The sequence below is a fragment of the Streptomyces solitudinis genome (genome assembly GCF_036323765.1).
Lineage (GTDB): Bacteria > Actinomycetota > Actinomycetes > Streptomycetales > Streptomycetaceae > Streptomyces.
Genome location: NZ_JAZDCW010000002.1, coordinates 320,831 through 338,854 on the forward strand (window position 1 = coordinate 320,831; position 18,024 = coordinate 338,854).

Annotated in this window: 19 protein-coding genes; all 19 read right to left on the bottom strand. The window is 74.5% G+C overall.

Annotation, left to right across the window (positions count from 1 at the left end; all coding sequences use genetic code 11):
* Position 1: 1 nt before the first annotated feature.
* A complete protein-coding gene (locus V1J52_RS05090) occupies positions 2-787 on the bottom strand; it encodes an ABC transporter ATP-binding protein (RefSeq protein WP_330138376.1) in 786 nt (261 codons plus the stop codon).
* A complete protein-coding gene (locus tag V1J52_RS05095; RefSeq protein ID WP_330138377.1) occupies positions 784-1,779 on the bottom strand; it encodes a FecCD family ABC transporter permease in 996 nt (331 codons plus the stop codon). Before V1J52_RS05095 ends, V1J52_RS05090 begins: the two co-directional genes overlap by 4 nt.
* A complete protein-coding gene (locus tag V1J52_RS05100) occupies positions 1,776-2,825 on the bottom strand; it encodes a FecCD family ABC transporter permease (protein ID WP_443075716.1) in 1,050 nt (349 codons plus the stop codon). The genes V1J52_RS05095 and V1J52_RS05100 overlap by 4 nt, the downstream gene beginning before the upstream one ends.
* Positions 2,822-3,835 carry an ABC transporter substrate-binding protein gene (locus V1J52_RS05105; RefSeq protein WP_330138378.1) on the bottom strand — a complete coding sequence of 338 codons (1,014 nt, stop codon included), beginning with the start codon at positions 3,833-3,835 and terminating at the stop codon, positions 2,822-2,824. The genes V1J52_RS05100 and V1J52_RS05105 overlap by 4 nt, the downstream gene beginning before the upstream one ends.
* 212 nt (positions 3,836-4,047) lie before the next feature.
* The gene (locus V1J52_RS05110; RefSeq protein WP_330138379.1) at positions 4,048-4,896 is read right to left on the bottom strand and encodes a siderophore-interacting protein; all 849 of its coding nucleotides are present in this window, start codon (positions 4,894-4,896) and stop codon (positions 4,048-4,050) included.
* Complete coding sequence (locus tag V1J52_RS05115) at positions 4,893-5,135, bottom strand: phosphopantetheine-binding protein (protein ID WP_330138380.1); 243 nt, start codon at positions 5,133-5,135, stop codon at positions 4,893-4,895. The genes V1J52_RS05110 and V1J52_RS05115 overlap by 4 nt, the downstream gene beginning before the upstream one ends.
* A complete protein-coding gene (locus V1J52_RS05120; RefSeq protein ID WP_330138829.1) occupies positions 5,132-5,800 on the bottom strand; it encodes an isochorismatase family protein in 669 nt (222 codons plus the stop codon). The genes V1J52_RS05115 and V1J52_RS05120 overlap by 4 nt, the downstream gene beginning before the upstream one ends.
* Positions 5,801-5,805: 5 nt before the next feature.
* Entirely contained in the window at positions 5,806-7,422 is a 1,617-nt protein-coding gene (locus tag V1J52_RS05125; RefSeq protein WP_330138381.1) for a (2,3-dihydroxybenzoyl)adenylate synthase, read from the bottom strand.
* Entirely contained in the window at positions 7,419-8,615 is a 1,197-nt protein-coding gene (locus V1J52_RS05130) for an isochorismate synthase (RefSeq protein ID WP_330138382.1), read from the bottom strand. The genes V1J52_RS05125 and V1J52_RS05130 overlap by 4 nt, the downstream gene beginning before the upstream one ends.
* A 16-nt stretch (positions 8,616-8,631) precedes the next feature.
* The gene (locus tag V1J52_RS05135) at positions 8,632-9,423 is read right to left on the bottom strand and encodes a 2,3-dihydro-2,3-dihydroxybenzoate dehydrogenase (protein WP_330138383.1); all 792 of its coding nucleotides are present in this window, start codon (positions 9,421-9,423) and stop codon (positions 8,632-8,634) included.
* Positions 9,424-9,703: 280 nt separating this feature from the next.
* Positions 9,704-10,423: an MBL fold metallo-hydrolase gene (locus V1J52_RS05140; protein WP_330138384.1), complete on the bottom strand. Its 720-nt coding sequence runs from the start codon at positions 10,421-10,423 to the stop codon at positions 9,704-9,706.
* Positions 10,424-10,515: 92 nt separating this feature from the next.
* Entirely contained in the window at positions 10,516-10,791 is a 276-nt protein-coding gene (locus V1J52_RS05145) for a hypothetical protein (RefSeq protein ID WP_330138385.1), read from the bottom strand.
* 330 nt (positions 10,792-11,121) lie between these two features.
* Positions 11,122-11,718, bottom strand: coding sequence for a hypothetical protein (locus tag V1J52_RS05150; RefSeq protein ID WP_330138386.1), 597 nt, complete (start codon positions 11,716-11,718; stop codon positions 11,122-11,124).
* A 674-nt stretch (positions 11,719-12,392) separates the two neighbouring features.
* Positions 12,393-13,301, bottom strand: a complete 909-nt coding sequence (locus tag V1J52_RS05155) for a class I SAM-dependent methyltransferase (protein WP_330138387.1) — start codon at positions 13,299-13,301, stop codon at positions 12,393-12,395.
* An 80-nt stretch (positions 13,302-13,381) separates the two neighbouring features.
* Positions 13,382-14,485 (bottom strand): NAD(P)-dependent alcohol dehydrogenase, encoded by a 1,104-nt coding sequence (locus V1J52_RS05160; protein WP_330138388.1) that lies wholly within the window; start codon positions 14,483-14,485, stop codon positions 13,382-13,384.
* Positions 14,486-14,487: 2 nt separating this feature from the next.
* Positions 14,488-15,891 (bottom strand): aldehyde dehydrogenase family protein, encoded by a 1,404-nt coding sequence (locus V1J52_RS05165; RefSeq protein WP_330138389.1) that lies wholly within the window; start codon positions 15,889-15,891, stop codon positions 14,488-14,490.
* 5 nt (positions 15,892-15,896) lie between these two features.
* Positions 15,897-16,652: a (5-formylfuran-3-yl)methyl phosphate synthase gene (locus tag V1J52_RS05170; protein ID WP_330138830.1), complete on the bottom strand. Its 756-nt coding sequence runs from the start codon at positions 16,650-16,652 to the stop codon at positions 15,897-15,899.
* Positions 16,653-17,045: 393 nt separating this feature from the next.
* On the bottom strand, positions 17,046-17,459 hold the full coding sequence (locus tag V1J52_RS05175; RefSeq protein ID WP_330138390.1) for a PIN domain-containing protein: 414 nt from the start codon (positions 17,457-17,459) through the stop codon (positions 17,046-17,048).
* Complete coding sequence (locus tag V1J52_RS05180) at positions 17,456-17,719, bottom strand: CopG family transcriptional regulator (RefSeq protein ID WP_330138391.1); 264 nt, start codon at positions 17,717-17,719, stop codon at positions 17,456-17,458. The genes V1J52_RS05175 and V1J52_RS05180 overlap by 4 nt, the downstream gene beginning before the upstream one ends.
* Positions 17,720-18,024 lie beyond the last annotated feature (305 nt).

The window sequence follows — 18,024 nt, forward strand, 5'->3', positions numbered from 1 at the left end:
CTCACTCTCCTTGAAGTGTGGGGACGACCATCGGCGTGTCCGTCACCGGGTCGGGGACGATGACGCTCGGCAGTTCGAACACGTCCTTGATCAGCGCGGCGTCCACGATCTCGGCGGGGGCGCCCTCGGCGACCACCCGGCCGTCCTTCATGGCGACCAGGTGGTCGGCGAACCGGCACGCCTGGTTGATGTCGTGCAGGACGGCGACGACCGTGCGGCCCTCGTCGCGCAGCCTGGCCAGCAGGCCGAGCAGCTGGTACTGGTGGGTGATGTCGAGGAAGGACGTCGGTTCGTCCAGCAGCAGGTAGGGCGTCCGCTGGGCGAGCACCATGGCCATCCACACCCGCTGCCGCTGCCCGCCGGACAGCTCCAGCACCGGCCGGGCGGCCAGGTCCGCGACGCCGGCGGCGGCCATCGCCCCGGCGACGGCCTCCTCGTCGTGCGGGGACCACACGGCGAGCAGCGACTGGTGCGGGAACCGTCCCCGGCTCACCAGTTGCCGCACCCGGATGCCGTCGGGGGCCAGCGGGTCCTGAGGCAGGAAGCCGAGCAGCTTGGCCAGGGCCTTGTCCGGGTAGCCGCCGACCTCGCGGCCGTCGAGCTCCACCCGCCCGGCGTCGGGGCGCAGCAGCCGCACCAGCGCGCGCAGCAGGGTCGACTTCCCGCAGGCGTTGGGGCCGACGATGGCGGTGAACGCGCCGTCGGGGACATCGAGGCTGAGCCGGGTGGAGACCACCCGGTCGCCGTAGCGCAGGGTGATCTCCCGCGCCGTCAGGCGTGCGGTCACGCTCGCCTCACCTCCTTGGTCAGCAGCCAGATCAGGTAGCAGCCGCCGATCGCGGTGCTCACCACACCGACCGGCAGCGCGGCGGGCGCCAGCAGCATCTGGGCGAGCAGGTCGGCGCCCTGGAGCAGGACGGCCCCGGTCAGCGCGGCCGGGAGCAGCGGCACACCGGCCGCGCCCGCGAGCCTGCGGCCGATCTGCGGCGCGGCCAGGGCGATGAACGCGATCGGTCCGGCCACCGCGGTCACCGTGGCCGTGCAGCCGACGCCGACGAGCACCATCAGCAGCCGCAGCCGGTTCAGCCCGACCCCGGTGGTCACCGCGACCGCGTCGCCCAGTGACGTCTGGTGCATGGCGTGCGCCCCCGTGCTCATGGCGGTGAGCAGCACGGCGATGACGCAGAACGGGATGTACAGGTCGGCCCAGTCCACGCCGTTGAGCGAACCCGCGCTCCAGCCGACGGCGGCGATGGCCACCTCCAGTTCGGCGCGCAGCACGATCCACGAGTTGACGGCCGTCATCATCGCGTTGACCGCGATGCCGATCACCACCAGCCGCAGCCCCGAGAAGCCGCGGTCGGCCGAGAGCAGGTAGATGACGGCCGCGACGAGCAGCCCGCCGAGCACCGAGCCGGTGGCCAGCTGCGCGGAGGTGCCCGACAGCACGGTGAGGGCGAACAGCGCGCCGGTGTAGGCGCCCGCGTCGAGGCCGATCACGTCCGGGCTGCCCATCGGGTTCCGGGTGAGGTTCTGGAAGACCGCCCCGGCCACGCCGAGCGCGGCACCGAAGACGGTCCCGGCCAGCACGCGCGGCAGCCGCCACTGCGAGATCACCACGGAGGGTTCCGCTCCGCTCAGCGCGGCGAGCACCTCGCCGGGGCTCGACCAGGACGCGCCGTAGCACAGCCCGGCCAGGCCGAGGCAGAGCGTCAGGGCGACCAGGACCGCCGCGAGCACCACCACGCGGCGTTCGGCGCGCACTCCGAGCACGTTCACAGCGACCCCGCCCCGTACCGGCGGACGGCCCAGATCAGCACCGGGCCGCCGAGGAACGCCGTCACGATGGCCACCGGCACCTCGCCGGTGGGCAGCAGCACCCGCGACCCGACGTCGGCCACCAGCAGCAGCACCGGGCCCAGCACCATCGCGTACAGCAGCAGCCACGGCACCGAGCCCCCGGCGGGCCTGCGGACCAGGTGCGGCACGATCAGTCCGACGAACAGGATCGGCCCGGCCACCGCCGTCGCCGCCCCGCTGAGCACGGTGATCAGCACGAGCGCGGCGGCCCGCGTCCGGGCGACCGGCGCACCCAGCGTGTGCGCGACGCTCTCGCCCAGCGTCAGGGCGTTCAGCGCGCGGCTCAGCAGCAGCGCGCCGAGCAGGCAGGTGACGATGGCGGTCAGCGGCAGGGCCAGCGGCGCCTGTTCCTGGGCCGCCAGCGATCCGACCGACCAGAACCGGTACACGTCGAAGACGTCGGGCAGGACCAGCCGCATGCCCAGGGCGACGCCGTTCAGCACCGCGGTCAGCGCCACCCCGGCCAGGACCAGCCGCAGCGGCGAGCGCCGTCCGACCGCGGCGACCAGCAGCGCCGCGAGCACCGCGCCGACGACGGCGGAGGCCAGCTGGCCCGGCGGCCCGGCGGCCAGGCCGAGCGCCGAGCCGACGGTGATGGCGAACCCCGCGCCCGCGGTGACCCCGAGGATGCCGGGCTCGGCCAGGGGGTTGCGGGCGAGGGTCTGGATCAGCGCGCCGGCCACGGCCAGTGCGGCGCCCACCGCGACGGCCAGCAGCGCGCGGGGCGCCCGGACGTTCCGCACGATGACGTGGTCGTCGGTGCCGCGGAAGTCCACCAGGGCCCGTACGACCTCGGCGGGCGGGACGGCGTGGGCGCCGACGCCGATGCTGAGGACGGCGACCGCCGCCAGCAGCACCAGCCCGCCGCCGAGCCAGACCGCCTGCTGCGCGGTTCGCCGCGTCCCGGCCGTCCCGGCCGTTCCGGGCGTCCCGGCCGTTCCGGGCGCGTGGCCGGCGGCGCTCACCGGTCCAGCAGCGGGGCGAACGCGGTGTCGATCGCGTCGAGGGTCGTCATGCCCTGCCCGTAGGTCGCGGCCTCGGTGTAGCGGAGGGGGAAGGTCAGACCGGCCTTGACGGCGGGCAGGTTCTTCCACAGCGGCGAGTCCAGGACGTACTGCACCGCCTCGGGGACGCTGCCGTCGGCGTTCACCGTGTAGGTGATGGCGTCGGCCTCACCGAGCGAGGCCGGAAGCTCCTCGATGGACGGGTACTCGCTGACCGCGCTCGAACCGGGGCCGGGCTCCTTGACCTCGCCGTAGTACGCCGCGCCGACGTCCTCGGCGATGTTGGTGCCCCACGAGCCGCTGAACTCGCGCTGGAAGGTGCCCTTGGCGGCCTCGCCGTAGGCGCCGACGTGGCCCATCTTGAGCTGCGGCAGCACGTCCTCGTACTTGGCGGCCAGTTCGGCGGCCTTGCCCTCGTACTCGGCCTGCGCGGCGTCGAACCGCTCCAGCGCGCCGGCGGCGTCGGCCTGCCGGCGCGACAGGTCGCGCCAGGCGGACGGCACGGTCGGGCCGATCGCCACGACCGGGGCGATGGACTCCAGTCGCTCGACGTCGATGTCGCCGAGGACGGGCGCGGGCACGCCGATGACGATGAGGTCGGGTTCGACCTCGGCGACGGCCTCGTAGTTGGTCTCGGCCGCCTGCTCGCCCGCCACCTTGGCGAGTTCCTTGTAGGTGGCCAGGTCCTCCTCGCTCATCATCGGCTCCCCGCGCTGCCACGACGAGATGCCGACCAGCGGTGCGTCGGCCTCGATCAGGGCGGGCACGGCGTAGCCGGTGGCCACCACGCGCTGCGGGTCGGCGGGGATGGTGATGTCGCCGTTGTCCGCGGTGAACACGCGGGTCGCGTCCGTCGCGGCCCCGTCCTTCGCGGCCGCTTCCGTCCCGGCGTCCGACGACGCGCCGCACCCGGTCAGGGCCAGGGCCAGCGCCAGGGCGCCGACCAGGCCCGAGGATCTGCGTATGGACATGCGGAGTTCCTCCTTGCTGAGTAAGGCTGACCCTTACTAATTAGGTAAGGCTTACCTTACTTGATGTCCTCCCTGGTGGAACACCCGCACGGGGCCGGGCGTCCACCGCAGCCCGGACCGGGCGGAACCGGGCTGCGGCGGGCGGCGGCGGGCGACGCGAAAGGCGTCGGACTCCGCGGATATGAGTAACCGTCAGCGGGCGTCGGCGACCGTCAGTGGCCGTCCTCGTCGAAGTCCGCGACGCCGCGCTTCCAGTAACCGGTGATGTCCTGGTCGGCCCTGTCCAGCCGCAGCTCGTCGCGGACCCAGCGCCGCAGCGGTTTGACCTGCCCCGCCTCCCCGGCCGCCCACACGTACACCCGCTCCCCCTCGGGCACGGTCACCGCGGTCACCGCCCGCGCCAGCGCGCCGCCGGTGCCCGCCGGGCGGTCGCCGCGGTGCAGCCAGCGCACCTCGAAGCCCTCCGGCGCGGACAGCTCCATCTCCTGCGTGGCGTCCGCGACTTCGACGAACGCCCAGCCCCGGGCGTTTCCGGGCAGCTCCTCCAGCCGGCGCGCGATCGCGGGCAGCGCCGTGAGGTCGCCCGCCAGGAGGTAGCGGTCGTAGGCGTGCGGGACGATCAGCCCGCCGGGCGGTCCCGCGACGTGCACCACGGCTCCCGGCCGGACGGTCCGCGCCCACGTTGAGGCGAGGCCGCCGTCGTGCGGGGCGACGTCGATGTCGATCTCCCCCGCCACCGGGTCGAAGCGGCGCACGGTGTACTCCCGCGAGACGGGCATCGGCCGGGGCCAGCGCAGCATCGTCCCGTCCGGCTCGGGGAGGGGCAGCGAGCCGTCCGGGGAGGGGAAGAGCAGCTTCACGTGCTCGTCCGGGGCGTGCGCCTCGAACCCCTCGGTACCGGGCCCGCCGAGGGTCACCCGCAGCAGGCCGCCGACGACGGCGGTGCGCACGACCTCGGTCTTGCGGATGCCGATCGGGTAGCCCACCTTCTCTGCGCTGCGGCCCGCCCTGACCTCCGCGATCCGCGCCAGGTGCCGGTGCCGGTGGTCGGTCCGCGTCATGCCGCCCCACCGCCCGTCAGGAGCGCCGTCCAGTGCGCCAGCTCGGGCTGCTCGGCCAGGTCGGGGAACTCCAGCGTGCCGACGCCTGCGGCGCGCCAGCGCTCGACCAGGGTCATGATCCGCACCGAGTCCAGGCCGCGGTCGAACAGGTTCTCATCCGGCGCGAGTTCGGCGGGATCGCAGTCCAGCAGCTCCGCGACGTCGGCGCGGACGCGTTCGGGGGACAGTGCCTGGCTCATCGGACGGCTCCGGCGGGGGTCGGCGCCGACAGCGCGGCCAGCGCGTCGGCGGTGGTGGTGACGACGCCGCAGCGCTGGGCGACGTAGGCGCAGGTCCGGTCGTGGTGTCCGCGGGAGAAGTCGGCGACCGCGTCGGCCACCAGGAACGGCTGGACGTCGCGCATGAACGCCTCGACGGCCGTGGTCTGGCAGCCGATGTGCGCGTAGACGCCGGTGATCAGCAGCTGGTCCCGGCCCAGGGCGGCGAGCTGCTCGGCGAAGGTGCTGCGCTGGAACGCGCTGTAGCGCCACTTGGTGAGCACGGTGTCGGAGCCGGCCGGGGCGAGCGCGTCCACGATGTCCGCGGCCCGGGGGTCGGCGTCGATGACCGCGCCGATGCCGTCGCCCCAGAACTCGGTGAGCAGCCCCCGGTCCGCCGGGTCCTGCCGCCCCGGCTGGGCGGTGTAGAACACCGGAATCCCCCGCTCGCGGGCCGTGCCGGCCAGCCGCGCGGTGTTCGCCGTCACCTCGGGTACCGGCGCCCCGGCGTACGGCGCCAGGAAGTAGCGCTGCATGTCGTGGACGAGCAGGGCCGCGCGGGCCGGATCGGGCCGCCACCCCACCCGTCCCGCGGGCAGCTCGGCGGCCCCGGGCAGCGGGTAGGGCCGGATCTCGGGCAGGGACACACGCATCACTCCTTCCGCGCGAGCGCGGCCAGAGCCGCCCTCAGCTCGCGCTTGTTGGTCTTGCCGACGCCGGTCACCGGGAACCGCTCCACGACGCGGACGAGGTCCGGCACCTTGAACGCGGCCACCCCGCGCCCGCGCACGAACGCGCGCAGCTCCGCGGCGGCCGGGGGCTCCCCCGCCGCGGGCACGACGTAGGCGCAGGTCCGCTCGCCGAGGTAGGGGTCGGGCACCGCGACGACGGCGGCGTCCAGCACGCCCGGGTGGGCCATCAGGTGGTTCTCGACCTCCTCGGCCGCGACCTTCTCCCCGCCCCGGTTGATCTGCTCCTTGGCCCGGCCGACCACTTCCAGGTCCCCGGACGGTGTGCGGCGCACCAGGTCACCGGTCCGGTAGAAGCCGTCCGGGGTGAACGCGGTGGCGTTGTGCTCCGGTGCCCGGTAGTAGCCGCGGATCGTGTAGGGGCCCCGGGTCAGCAGGACGCCCGTCTCCCCCGGTGCCACGTCCGAGCCGGTCTCCGGGTCGACGACGCGGATCTCGTCGTCGGGCGACAGGGGGCGGCCCTGGGTGCCGAGCACCGTCTCCTCGGGGTCGTCCAGCCGGGTGTAGCAGACCAGGCCCTCGGCCATCCCGAACACCTGCTGCAACCGGCAGCCGAGCGCCGGACCGATCCGTTCGGCCAGCTCCCGCCCGCACTTGGCCCCGCCTACCAGCAGGACCTCCAGGGAGGACAGGTCGCGCCCGGTGCGCTCCGCCGCCGACGCCCACGCGGCGGCCAGCGGCGGCACCACACCGGTGATCGTCACCCGTTCGGACTCGATCAGCCGGAACGCGGTGTCCGCGTCCGGGCGCGGTGCCATGACGGTGGCCGCGCCCGCGTGCAGCGCGCCCAGCACCCCCGGCGAGCTGAGCGGGTAGTTGTGCGACACGGGAAGCGCCGCCAGGTAGACGCTGTCCGGGCGCAGCCCGCAGATGCGGGCGCTCTCACGGACGCTGTAGAGGTAGTCGTCGTGGGTGCGCGGGATGAGCTTCGGCAGCCCGGTGCTCCCGCCGGAGAGCTGGAGGAACGCCACGCCCTCCGGGTCGGGGTCGGGCAGCTCGCGCGGCGCCGTCGCGGCCAGGTCGGTGAACTCCTGCGAGCCGAGCACCAGCACCCGCCGCACGGAGGCCACCTCACGGGCGACGGCGCGGGCGGTCGCGGCGTGGTCGTGCCGCTCGTGCACGCCCGTGGTGATGACGGCGGCGGCCTCGCTGTGCGCGGCGAAGTGCCGCAGCTCGCTGTGCCGGTGGGCGGGCAGCGCGAACACCGGCAGCACGCCCGCGCGCCACATCCCGAACACCACCGGGAGGAACTGCGGGACGTTGGGCAGTTGCAGCACGACCCGCTCGCCGGGCCGCAGCCCTGCGTCGGCCAGGCCCGCCGCGATCCGGTGGGCGCGCTCGTCCAGCTCGGCGAAGCTCCACCGGATGTCCCGGATCTCCCCGCCGACGACGGCCGTCCGGCCGGCGTACGCGGCCGCCCGCGACGTCAGCAGCGCCCCGAAGGTCTGCCCGCGCCAGTGACCGGCGGCCCGGTAGCGCGCGGCGGTCTTCGGCGGCCAGGGCACGTGCGCGGCGCTCACGCCGCGTCCGCCACGTCCAGGGCACTCAGCAGCGTGCGGAACTTGGCGCTCGTCTCGGCGAGTTCGGCCGCGGGGTCGGAGCCCGCGACGACCCCGGCACCGGCGAACAGGCGCACCGTGCGGTCGCACACCTCGGCGCTGCGGATCGTCACCGCCCACTCGCCGTCCCCGTCCAGGCCGCTCCAGCCGACCATCCCCGCGTAGTAGCCGCGGTCCTCCGGCTCCAGCGCCTCGATGGCCGACAGCGCCCCCGCCTCGGGCACGCCGCACACCGCGGGTGTGGGGTGCAGCGCCTCGGCGAGCCCCAGCGCGGAGCACGCCGGGTCGGCCGGGTCGGCCAGCCGCCCGGTGATCCGGGTGGACAGGTGCCACATCGTCGGCGTGCCGATCACCTCGGGCCCCGCGGGCACCTCCAGGTCCACGCAGAACCGGCCCAGGACCTCCGCCACCTGGGCGGCGGTGTGCGCGTGTTCGCCGAGGTCCTTGGCCGACGCGCGCAGCCCCGCGATCCGCTCGCGGTCGAGCGCCGCGTCGCCCGACCGGGGCGCCGACCCGGCGAGCGGGTTGGCCACCACGGTCGCGCCCCGGCGGGAGACGAGCAGTTCCGGACTGGCCCCGACCAGCGTGCGCGGGGCGGGGTCGCCGGGCGCGGTGACGTCGGCGGCGAAGGCGTAGGCGGACGGGTCCGCCCGCACCAGCCGGGCCAGCAGCGCGGGCACCCACACCGGGGTGTCGGCGGAGAGCTCCAGGCAGCGGGCCAGCACGACCTTGCGCAGCTCACCGTCCCCGATCAGCTCCAGCGCCCGGCGGACGGCGTCGGCGTACCGCGCGGGCTCGGGACGCGGCGTGGCCGTCCACACCGTCCCGGACTCCGCCGCGGGGGCCCGCACCCCTGTCGCGGCGCCCGCCCGCCGCACCACGGCGGGCACCACGAGACCGGCCGCCGCCTCCGGGCGGAACCCGACGGCCCCGGCCACCAGGGGTTCGGCCACCCCGGCCGTCGCGGCCGCCTCCAGGGCCCCGGCTGCGGCCGGGGCCTGCGCCCCGCTCCCGGGCCGGACCCGGGTGTGCACGCCGTCGGCGAGCAGCGTTCCCCGTGGTGAGGAGAAGTAGAAGGAGCCGGGCAGGTAGGCGGCCAGCAGGTCGGCCGCCCGGTGTACGGGGCTGGGGCGCACCAGCGCGGGTATGGACACGTCAGCGATTCCTCTCTCAGGCACGCAGGGCCGCGCCGCCGTCGACGAACAGGTTCTGCATGGTGATGTGCCGGGCGCGGTCGGAGACCAGGAACAGGACCGCGTCGGCGATCTCGGCGGGCTCGGCGATGCGGCCCAGCGGTATGCCCACCCGGAACTGCTCGGGGGCACCGGCGATGACCCGGTCCCGGTCGGCCCGGTCGTCCTCGCCCGTCCACAGCTGCCGCTGCATCGCGGTGTCGGTCGAGCCGGGCGAGACCACGTTGCACCGGATGCCGTGCGCGGCCAGTTCCAGGCCGAAGCAGCGGGTGAGCATGGCGGACGCGGCCTTGGACGCGGCGTACGCCCCCATGCCGGCGCGGGGGACGCCCGCCGCGTTGGACGCGACGGTCACCAGGGAGCCGCGGCCGCGGGGCACCATCCGGCGGGCCAGCGCGCGCAGGACGACGAACGGGCCCGTGGTGTTGACGGAGAAGGTGTCCGCCCAGTCGGCGTCACTGGTCTCGCACAGCGGGCCCGGACGCAGCACGCCCGCCACGGACACCCCGATGCCCAGCGGCCCGAGGTCGCGCTCGGTGGTCCCGACGACGTCCGCGACCGCGTCGGCGTCCGCCACGTCGGCGGTGAAGGGCACGACCCGCCCCTTGGAGCGGCCGGCGACCTCCGCCAGGCCGTCCGCGTCGATGTCGACGGCGGCGACGGTGGCGCCCTCGCGGACCAGCCCGTCGACCACGGCGGCACCGATTCCTCTGGCCGCCCCGGTGACCAGCGCCACCGAGCCCGCGACCCCCGTGTTCCGGGCCAGCATGCGCTCCCCCTCATCAGGTCAGGTTAGCCTAACCTAACCAGGCGCGCGGACCCGTGGCAAGCGCCCCTTCCCTGCCACACCCGCCCGCGCCCGCGCCGCCTGACCCGGGGTCAGACCGGCGCGCGGAACGCGGTCCTCGCGCGGCACGCCGCGGCCCAGCGCACCCCCGGCGGCGTCGGCTCCCGCGCAGGGATGCGGCCGGGACGCCGCCGGCTGCGTCATCGCCCGCGCGGACCGCTACGTCAGGAAGCCCCTCGTGGAAGCGCCCGGTGGCCGCGTTTCACACCCAGTCGCCCTCCGGTGCGGCGGCCCGGAGCACCGCGCCCGCGTCCCTGGTCAGCGGCTGCCCGTGGGGCACGCACACCGTCTCCACCTCCAGCGCGGCGAGCCGCCGGAAGGAGGCGACGGCCTCCTTCCGGTCCACGTTGAACGGACCGAGGACCGCCCGGTCCCCCACGGTGGCGATGGTGTCCCCGGGGAACAGCACGCCGCTGGCAGGGAGATGCAGCGCGATACTCCCCGGGGTGTGGCCCGGCACGTGCAGGACGCGGACGGGCTCGGCCCAGCCGTCCAGGGTGCCGCCGTCGTACAGCTCGACGTCCACGGGCACGGGCGGCGCCGCAGGCATGCCCGCCTCGGCGGACCCGGCCATGACCTGTTCGCGCAGCACGCGTTCCGGGCCGGTGAACACCGGCTGCGGCTCGGGAGCGGTGCCGCTGATGAACGGGGCGTCGAGCGCACCGGCGACGAGGGCGGCACCGGTGGCCGCGACGAGGTCCGCGGCCGAGCCCATGTGGTCGACGTGGGAGTGGGTCAGGACGATCTGCCGCAGGTCGCGGGGACGGCCGCCGAGCCGCTCCAGCGCGTCCAGGACCGCAGGAGCGGAACCCGGCACGCCGGTATCGACCAGGGCGTACCCGTCCGGCAAGCGCACGACGTGGACGTGCCCGACCGGGAAGGACAACTGCCATACCGCAGGGGCGATCTGGAGGAAATTCATGGCCTGACGCTAACGGCCGGTGAAGGAGCGTCCGGCCGCCTTGCACTGACGGCGGATGACGCGCCCTGTGAGCGGTGAGGGCGCCGGACCGCTCACGCGGCGTGGCAGAGGGCGTGGTCGGTCAGCTCGCGCAGGGCCTCGTTCTGGCGGGCCGCCGTGCCGGGGTCGGCCGGTCGGCTGTGGGCTGAGACGGTGACGGTGCGTCGGCCGTCCGTCGTGGTGGCGGTCTGGACGACGTATCCGAAACCGGTTCCCCCGTGTCCGAGGTAACGACCGCCGCAGGACAGCGGGATGGAGAACAGTCCCAGGCCGCTTCGGGTGCCCGCGGGGTGACCGTGGTCCTGCGGAACCGTGACGGTGGTGCGCATGGCGGCAAGGGTGGCGGGGGTCAGCAGCCGTCCGCCGGCCAGGGCGGTGAGGAAGCGGTTGAGCCCTCGGAACGGCCACCGGCCGCATCAGGTGCACCGGGAGCGCGAGCCGACGGCGCCGCGTCGCCTGGATGCCGGTGCGCGGCTCGGGACGTCTCTCTCGGCCACCTCGCGCTGCGGGCTCCGTCGCGGGAGAAGCGTGCGCCTGCCGGAGCGCTCGCCCGTCTCCGCATCACGCGGCGACCCCACACAGGTTCTGGGTGTCGGCGGCGACCGGCCAGTTCCACGGAGGCGCCCCGCCCGGAGCGGCCGGGCGGGGCAAGGGGAGGGTCAGTAGTTGCCGTTGGAGAGGATTTCACCGTTCGTGTTGTAGACGGTGACGAGGCCGTTGTCCGACTCGTAGCAGGAGGCGAACGCCGACGCGATGAGCTTGCCCGAGGCGCTGTCGGCGCTGAACATGTCGCCTTCGTAGTCGGTGAACACCTCGGCCGCGTCGAGGATGTCGTTGCGTTCGTCGGTACCGGTGACCTTGGTGACGTGCTTCACTGCGGCCTTCTCGGTCTCCGTGCCGTTGTCGGCGACACACGCTTTGAACTGTGCGGCCTGGGACAGCTCCGGCTTCTCCTCCGCCTTGGCCTCGGAGCCGCCCTCGGGCTTGGCCTTGTCGTCGGACTCGTCGCCGCCGGCGGGCTTGTCCTTGGCCGCAGCGGCGGGCGAGTCGGGCTCGTAGGAGCTGTTGTCGCCATCGCCGCCACTGACCGCGGCGCCGATGACACCGATGATGATGAACGCGACGACGACGCCGAGACAGCTGAACCCGATGACCTTGCCGGTGTTCTTCTTCGGCGGCGGAGGCGCGTAGGGGTAGGGCTGCTGCTGCGGGTACTGCTGGTGTTGCGGGTGCGGCGGGTACTGCTGGTGGCTCATGTCTCTCCGCAAGTAGGGGCGGGGGGCGCCTAGTTGAGACACAGCGCCACACATTGCGGTTGTAGTCCGAACGGGTGGTTCACTGGTTCGGGGTGGACTACGGACGACAGTTCGATACGGAACCTTCATTCCGCCACGTCGCATAGCCTCCCTGCCCGCCGCCACGTGACAGGGTGCTCCGCGCGCATGTGCGGGAGCCGGGGCCCCCGGCAGCGGACGGGGAAACGCAGGCACCTTCTCGTCCCGCTACCGCGCGGGGCGGGCCACTCGTGAACTGGGGCCTTCGGTGAAAATCCTGGTCGCGTGGGGTCTGGCGCACACAGGTAGCGTCATTGTCAGTGGCGCTGTGCATGATCGACGCATCAGCTCTTCGCGGCGGCGTCGAAGTGCGCGGTGGTGCGGGAGTTGTGGGAGAAGTCGGGCATGCACGTGATACCGCTGGCGAACGCCGTCAGGGCGGCCGGCCGGATGCCGACGTACATGTCATGGGGCCGGTAGACGGTGGCGTGACCGGCGAGGGCGGGTGCCCCGCACCCCGGCTCGCCGCGCGGCGCCGGCCCACGGCAGCCGGGGGCGCCCCGCGCCGCCGTCCGGCCGGTCCGCTCACCGCCGGCGGAGCGACCGCGTCCGCGCGCTCACGGCCGCCCAGCCGGTGTGACCGCACGCGGGCGGCGTCACGCCCCGGGCCGGTCCGCGAACACCCACCGGTTGCCCGCCAGCGCGTCGTTCCGCTCGGGCAGCGGGCCGCGTCCGTGCAGGCGGGTGAAGTCGAAGGGGGTGCGCACGGACGTGGACCAGCCCGCGCCCGCCAGGCCACCGGCCGAGTCGGGCCGCGGCCCCCGGTCGAACAGGCTGAGCAGGTCGATGCCGAGCTGGTGCTTCGTCGAGGTGTAGATCGGGCTGTCGCGGTACGCCAGCAGGTCCTTCTCCAGCTTCACCTCGAACGCCAGGGAGCTTCCCGGCGCGCTCAGCCGGCGCACCGTGTCGACGAGGTACGTCTCCGCGGCCGGCGGCAGGTAGAACAGCAGCCCCTCGGCCAGCCAGGCGGTCGGTGCGGCCGGGTCGAAACCGGCGTCGGCCAGCGCGCCGGCCCAGTCGGCGCGCAGGTCGACGGGGACCGGCACGCGCGCGGCCCCCGGCGTGGCCGACAGCCCGTCGAGCACCGCGTGCTTGAACGCCAGCACGCCGTCCCTGTCGATCTCGAAGACCACACAGCCCGCGGGCCAGGGGAGGCGGAACGCCCGTGTGTCCAGCCCCGCGCCGAGCAGCACCACCTGACGGGCGCCCCCCGCGTGCGCGGACCGCAGGAGGAAGTCGTCGAGGACCCGCGTCCGCAGACCGAAGTAGCGCGCGAACCGCCCCCACAGCGGGTCCGTGTCCCCGTCCGGCACCTGGCTCGTGCGGATGGGCCAGTCCGCGGACGCCGGTGCGGCGCGCACGAAGTGCTCCGCGTAGGCGTCCCGTGCCAGGCTGTCGGGGCGGTGGGTCTCGATCGCCCGTGCGGCGGCGACCAGGAGGGCGGTCAGGCCGACGCCCCCTTCCACGCCTCCCCCGGCGGGTTCCTGGCGTGCCGTATAGGCCATGTGTCCTCCCTCGGCTCGGTGTGCGCGGCCGTCCGCCGGACGGCGGTCGGCCGGACGGGCCGCGGCGTCGTGCGCCCCGCTCACCGGCCCCTCCTCTGCGGAACCAGGACGGGTTTGACCACGCGGCCCGCCGTGCAGTCGCTCTCGGCCTCGTTGACGTCGGCGAGCGGGTACGTGCGGACCAGCAGGTCGAAGGGGAACCGCTGGGCCTGCCACAGCGCGGTCAGGCGGGGGACCAGCAGCGCCGGCACCGCGTCCCCCTCGCAGATGTGGGAGATCCTCCGGCTCCGGTCCAGCGTTCCCGGTTCGAGCGGCAGCGCGGTGCGCAGCCGGGCCACCAGGCCGAGGTGGCCGGCCGGGCGCAAGGACCGGAGCGCGTCGTTGATCAGCGGGGCGGAGCCGGTGGTGTCCAGGGCGTACCGCGCGCCGCCGCCGGTCAGCCGCCGGACGCGGTCGGGCAGCCGGGCCGAGGCGGCGTGCAGCGGGAGGGCGCCGAGCCGCTCGGCGAGGGCAAGCCGCCCGGGGTGCCGGTCGACGGCCACGGCCACCGCTCCGGCGGCGAGGGCCGCCATCACCGCCGCCAGGCCCACCGCTCCCGCGCCGAAGACCGCGAAGGTGTCACCGGGGCCGGCTCCGAAGGAGTTGAACACCGCTCCGGCGCCCGTGAGGAGGGAGCAGCCGAGCGGGCCGAGCAGCGCGATGGGCAGCGAGGGGTCGACCCGGACGGCGTTGCGGGCGGAGACCAGCGCGTACTCGGCGAACGACGACTGGCCGAACCACCGCGGGGCAAGTGCGCCCCCGGCCGCGTCGGTGAACCGTGCCGCGTTCTCCTTCCGCCCTCCGAAGAGGTTGAGCGAGGCGAAGGAGTCACAGGAGGCGGGCGCCGCCGCCCGGCAGTTCGGGCAGTGTCCGCAGGAGTCGAAGCTCAGCACCACGTGGTCGCCGACGCTCAGGCCGGTGTCCGGACCGCCCGTCTCCACCACGACGCCGGCCCCCTCGTGACCGAGCACCGCCGGCAGCGGGGAGCGGCCCTGCGAGTGCCGGACGGCGAGATCCGTCCGGCACATCCCGCAGCCCGCGATCTCGACCAGGACCTCGCCGTCGGCCGGCCCCGCGTTCAGGACCACCTCCTCGACGGCGAACCGGGCCTCGTAGGAGCGCAGCACCGCCGCGCTGAACCTCACCGTCACGCCTCCTCCGGTCGGTGCACGACGAACGGCCTGAGGTTCCCGTAGAGACTCCACGGCCCGCCCGCGACGCCGACGCCGCTCTCCTTGGTGCCCGCGAAGGGCTGGGCGAGGGACAGCTCGCCGTGGTGGTTGATCCACACCGTTCCGCACTCCAGCCGGTCGGCCACCGCACCGGCCCGGTCCAGGTCGGTGCCCCACACCGAGCCACCGAGTCCGTAGCCGGTGGCGTTGGCCGCCTCGACCGCCTCGTCGAGGCTCTCGTACGGCAGCACCGGCAGGACCGGGCCGAACTGTTCCCCGGTCACCACCGGACTGCCGGGCGGAACGTCCGTCAGGACCGTCGGGGCGAAGAAGTAGCCCGGCCCGTCCAGCCGGTGGCCGCCGGCGGCGGCCCGGGCCCCGTCTGCCAGTGCCCGCGCCGTGCAGCGCTCCACCCGCGCCAGTTGCGGCGCGTTGTTCACCGGTCCCAGCTGCGAGAGCGGGTCGAGCCCGGAGCCGACGACGGCGGTCCTCGCGCGGTGCGCGAGCGCCTCGACCACCTGGGAGTGGAGCCGCGCCGGAGCGTAGACGCGCTTGACCGCCACGCAGACCTGTCCGCAGTTGCGGAACGCCGCCCAGAACAGCCGGTCCGCGATCCGCTCCACGTCCACGTCGTCCAGCAGGACGGCGGCGTCGTTGCCGCCCAGCTCCAGGGTGACCCGGGCGAGGGAGGCCGCCGCGCCCGCCGCGACGGTCCGTCCGGTGCGGACGGACCCGGTGAAGGTCACGTGCCGGACGCCCGGGTGGGAGGCGAGGCGGGCGCCGAGGGGTTCACGGCCGGTGACGATCGTCAGCACGCCCTCGGGAAGGGCGGCGGACAGGACGGACCCCAGCATCCGGGTGGCCAGGGGCGTGAACGGGGAGGGCTTCAGCACCACCGTGTTGCCCGCGGCGAGCGCGGGCGCGAACTTCGCCGACGCGAGCTGGAGGGGGAAGTTCCACGGGACGATCGCGGCGACGGGCCCGAGTGGCCGCCAGCGGACCTCGCTGCGGACCGGGCGGCCGTCCGTGAGCGGCTGCGGGCCCGGGTGCAGCGTGGCGAAGTAGCGCAGCCGGGCCGCCACGCGGGCGACCTCGGCGTGCGACTCGGACAGGGGTTTGCCCTGCTCCCGGGTGAGGAGGGTGGCGAGGTCCGCCCCGGCCGCCTCCGCGGCGTCGGCGGCCGCGAGCAGTGCCGCGGTGCGGGCGGGGGCGTCGGCCCGCCAGCCGCGCCAGGACGCGTGGGCCCGCTCGACGACGGCGTCCAACGCCTTAGGCCGCTGGTCGGGAGCCTCGTCGAAGACCTCGCCCGTCGCCGGATCGAGAACGGCGAAGCACCCTGTTCGGGACCCGGGACGGCGTCGGGGCCGGCCTGTCGGCATCAGGGTCAGTTCGCGGTGGCGACGGCGGCGGCGTGCTCGCGGGCGTGCCGCTCCATCTCCGCCCGGAACGCGGCCACCAGGTGCGGCCGGATGCGTCCGGCGGTGCGGTCGCCCCCTTCGCAGACCGCCCCGCGCACTCCGACGATGTCCGTGCCGATGCGGGTCAGCGCGCCGAGGTCCCCCGCCGTGACGCTGCCCGCCAGGGCGGCGAGCAGACCGGCGTCGTGAGCCAGCCGGACGAACTCCGCGCACACGTCGGGCGGCACGTGGTCGAACAGCCGCGTCCCGTCCTTGACCGCGGTGTCGAGCATGGCCGCGTCACAGCCGGAGCGGCGGGCGATGTCGGGCAGCGCCAGCGGGTTGACGCAGCCGATCCGGTGGGCGTCGGCGTACCCCGAGGCGACGACCAGCGCGTCCGGCCGGTGGTCCTTCACGGCCCGGACGGCCCCCCGCATGACCTCGACGGCCTGGTCGGGAGTCGTGCATCCGTAGAGGCCGACCTTGATGTACGTGGCTCCGGAGACGGCCGCACCGAGCGCTGCCTGCGCCACCGTGCCCGGCTTGTACGGCACGTCTCCCACGGTCGCGGACACCGGCTTGTCCGCCGGGACCGCGTCGCGGATCTCCCTGATGACCCACGGGTAGTTCGCGCCGAGCGAGCCCTCGTCGGGCTTCTTGACGTCGACGATGTCGAGGTGTTCCGCGGCCTTCGCGCAGTCGAGGGCTTCCGCGACACTGTCCGGAGAGATGAGCAGCAGCACCGTGCGTTCCTTCCACCGCGTGACCACCTGCCGTCGGCAGGTGCGCGGAGTCGCCTGGATCACGTGCGGTCCGCACACCGTATGAGCGCCTGACGGCCACCGGCAGGGAGCGCGCCACGCCGCCCGGGTCACTTCCGTGGCGCGGCCCGCGCCCCCGGCGCACCGGTCACACCGGTTCACTCCGGCGGTGGCACAGGGACCACGGCGCCGCCGCCCGCGCTGGGTCGTGACGGCGGCGGCTCCCGCGACGGTCGTGGCCCCGGCGGATCACGCACCGCGTCGGAGTGGCCCACGCAGGAGGGCTCGGCCCGCGACGCGTGCCCGGGAGCTGCCCCGCCCACCGCACGCGATGCGGGAGCGCGCACGGCAGGATGAGCCCGTGCGCAGCGCGGCTCACACCTTGATGACGGTGACGCGAGAGCCGCACAGGGCGCCGAGATCCTCAGGGTCTGAGGTGAGGACTGTCACCGGACCGGGCGCGGCCAGCGCTGTGGCACCGAGCATGGCGTCGATGGAGTGCTTGTGGCCGTGCAGGCCGGCCTCGGCGAGGAGGGCGGCGGCATGACGGGCGATGGGCTCGGTGACCGGTTCGACGACGAGGCGGGAGAGGGTCCACTCCAGGGCCGGGCGGTTGATCCGGGGATGGATGACTTCCACGAGGGTGGCTGCGGAAGTGATCACCCGAAGGTCGTCGGCACGTGCGAGGGCGAGCCAGCCGGTGACGGTGCGGTCGCGCAGGACGGCCTTGGCCAGCCCTTCGCTGTCGAGGACCAGGGTGCCACCGGGGACGGCCGGGGAGGGCGTCACGCAGCGTTCGCCCCGCCTTGGAGTTGTTCCGCTCGGGCGCGGTGGAGTTGGTCACGCAGAGACTGGATCTCGTCCTCGGTGACGGGGCCGTGTTCGGCCTCTGCGACCGTGATGAGTTCGTTGAGGTTGTCCCGCTCGATCTGCCGGGCGACGGCTGCGGCGACGTAAGCGGACAATCCGGAGGGGCCGCTGCGGGCCTTGGCGGCTTCGGCGATGTCGCGCGGCATGGTGATCGAGTACTTGCCGGTAGGCTCACTCATGCCACTTATCCTACCCCTGATCCTCCCCATGACGAGTGCGGCTAGCGCAGTGAGGACCACCGCGACGCCGACCGCTGCTCGTCCGCCCGGCCACAGAGAACGTCTGATCAGCGCCATGAGGGATAGAGTTCTCAGGCGAGTAGGGCGTGTGTGTTTGGCACGCACAGATAAGACCCTGACCGGCGTTACCACTGGTCAGAGCCTCAACGGGAAGTGCCCCGACAGGTATACGAACCTGCGCACACAGCTCCGGAAGGAGCATAGTTCTCAGACGGTTTCGCATATCATCGGGCTATCTGGCGGGA

Coding starts and splice junctions, on each gene's coding strand:
- V1J52_RS05105 (WP_330138378.1), bottom strand. CDS start 3,835: ATGTCCATACGCAGATCCTCGGGCCTGGTCGGCGCCCTGGCGCTGGCC.
- V1J52_RS05155 (WP_330138387.1), bottom strand. CDS start 13,301: ATGGCCTATACGGCACGCCAGGAACCCGCCGGGGGAGGCGTGGAAGGG.
- V1J52_RS05150 (WP_330138386.1), bottom strand. CDS start 11,718: ATGAGCCACCAGCAGTACCCGCCGCACCCGCAACACCAGCAGTACCCG.
- V1J52_RS05115 (WP_330138380.1), bottom strand. CDS start 5,135: ATGAGCCAGGCACTGTCCCCCGAACGCGTCCGCGCCGACGTCGCGGAG.
- V1J52_RS05140 (WP_330138384.1), bottom strand. CDS start 10,423: ATGAATTTCCTCCAGATCGCCCCTGCGGTATGGCAGTTGTCCTTCCCG.
- V1J52_RS05180 (WP_330138391.1), bottom strand. CDS start 17,719: ATGAGTGAGCCTACCGGCAAGTACTCGATCACCATGCCGCGCGACATC.
- V1J52_RS05110 (WP_330138379.1), bottom strand. CDS start 4,896: ATGACGCGGACCGACCACCGGCACCGGCACCTGGCGCGGATCGCGGAG.
- V1J52_RS05165 (WP_330138389.1), bottom strand. CDS start 15,891: ATGCCGACAGGCCGGCCCCGACGCCGTCCCGGGTCCCGAACAGGGTGC.
- V1J52_RS05145 (WP_330138385.1), bottom strand. CDS start 10,791: ATGCGCACCACCGTCACGGTTCCGCAGGACCACGGTCACCCCGCGGGC.
- V1J52_RS05135 (WP_330138383.1), bottom strand. CDS start 9,423: ATGCTGGCCCGGAACACGGGGGTCGCGGGCTCGGTGGCGCTGGTCACC.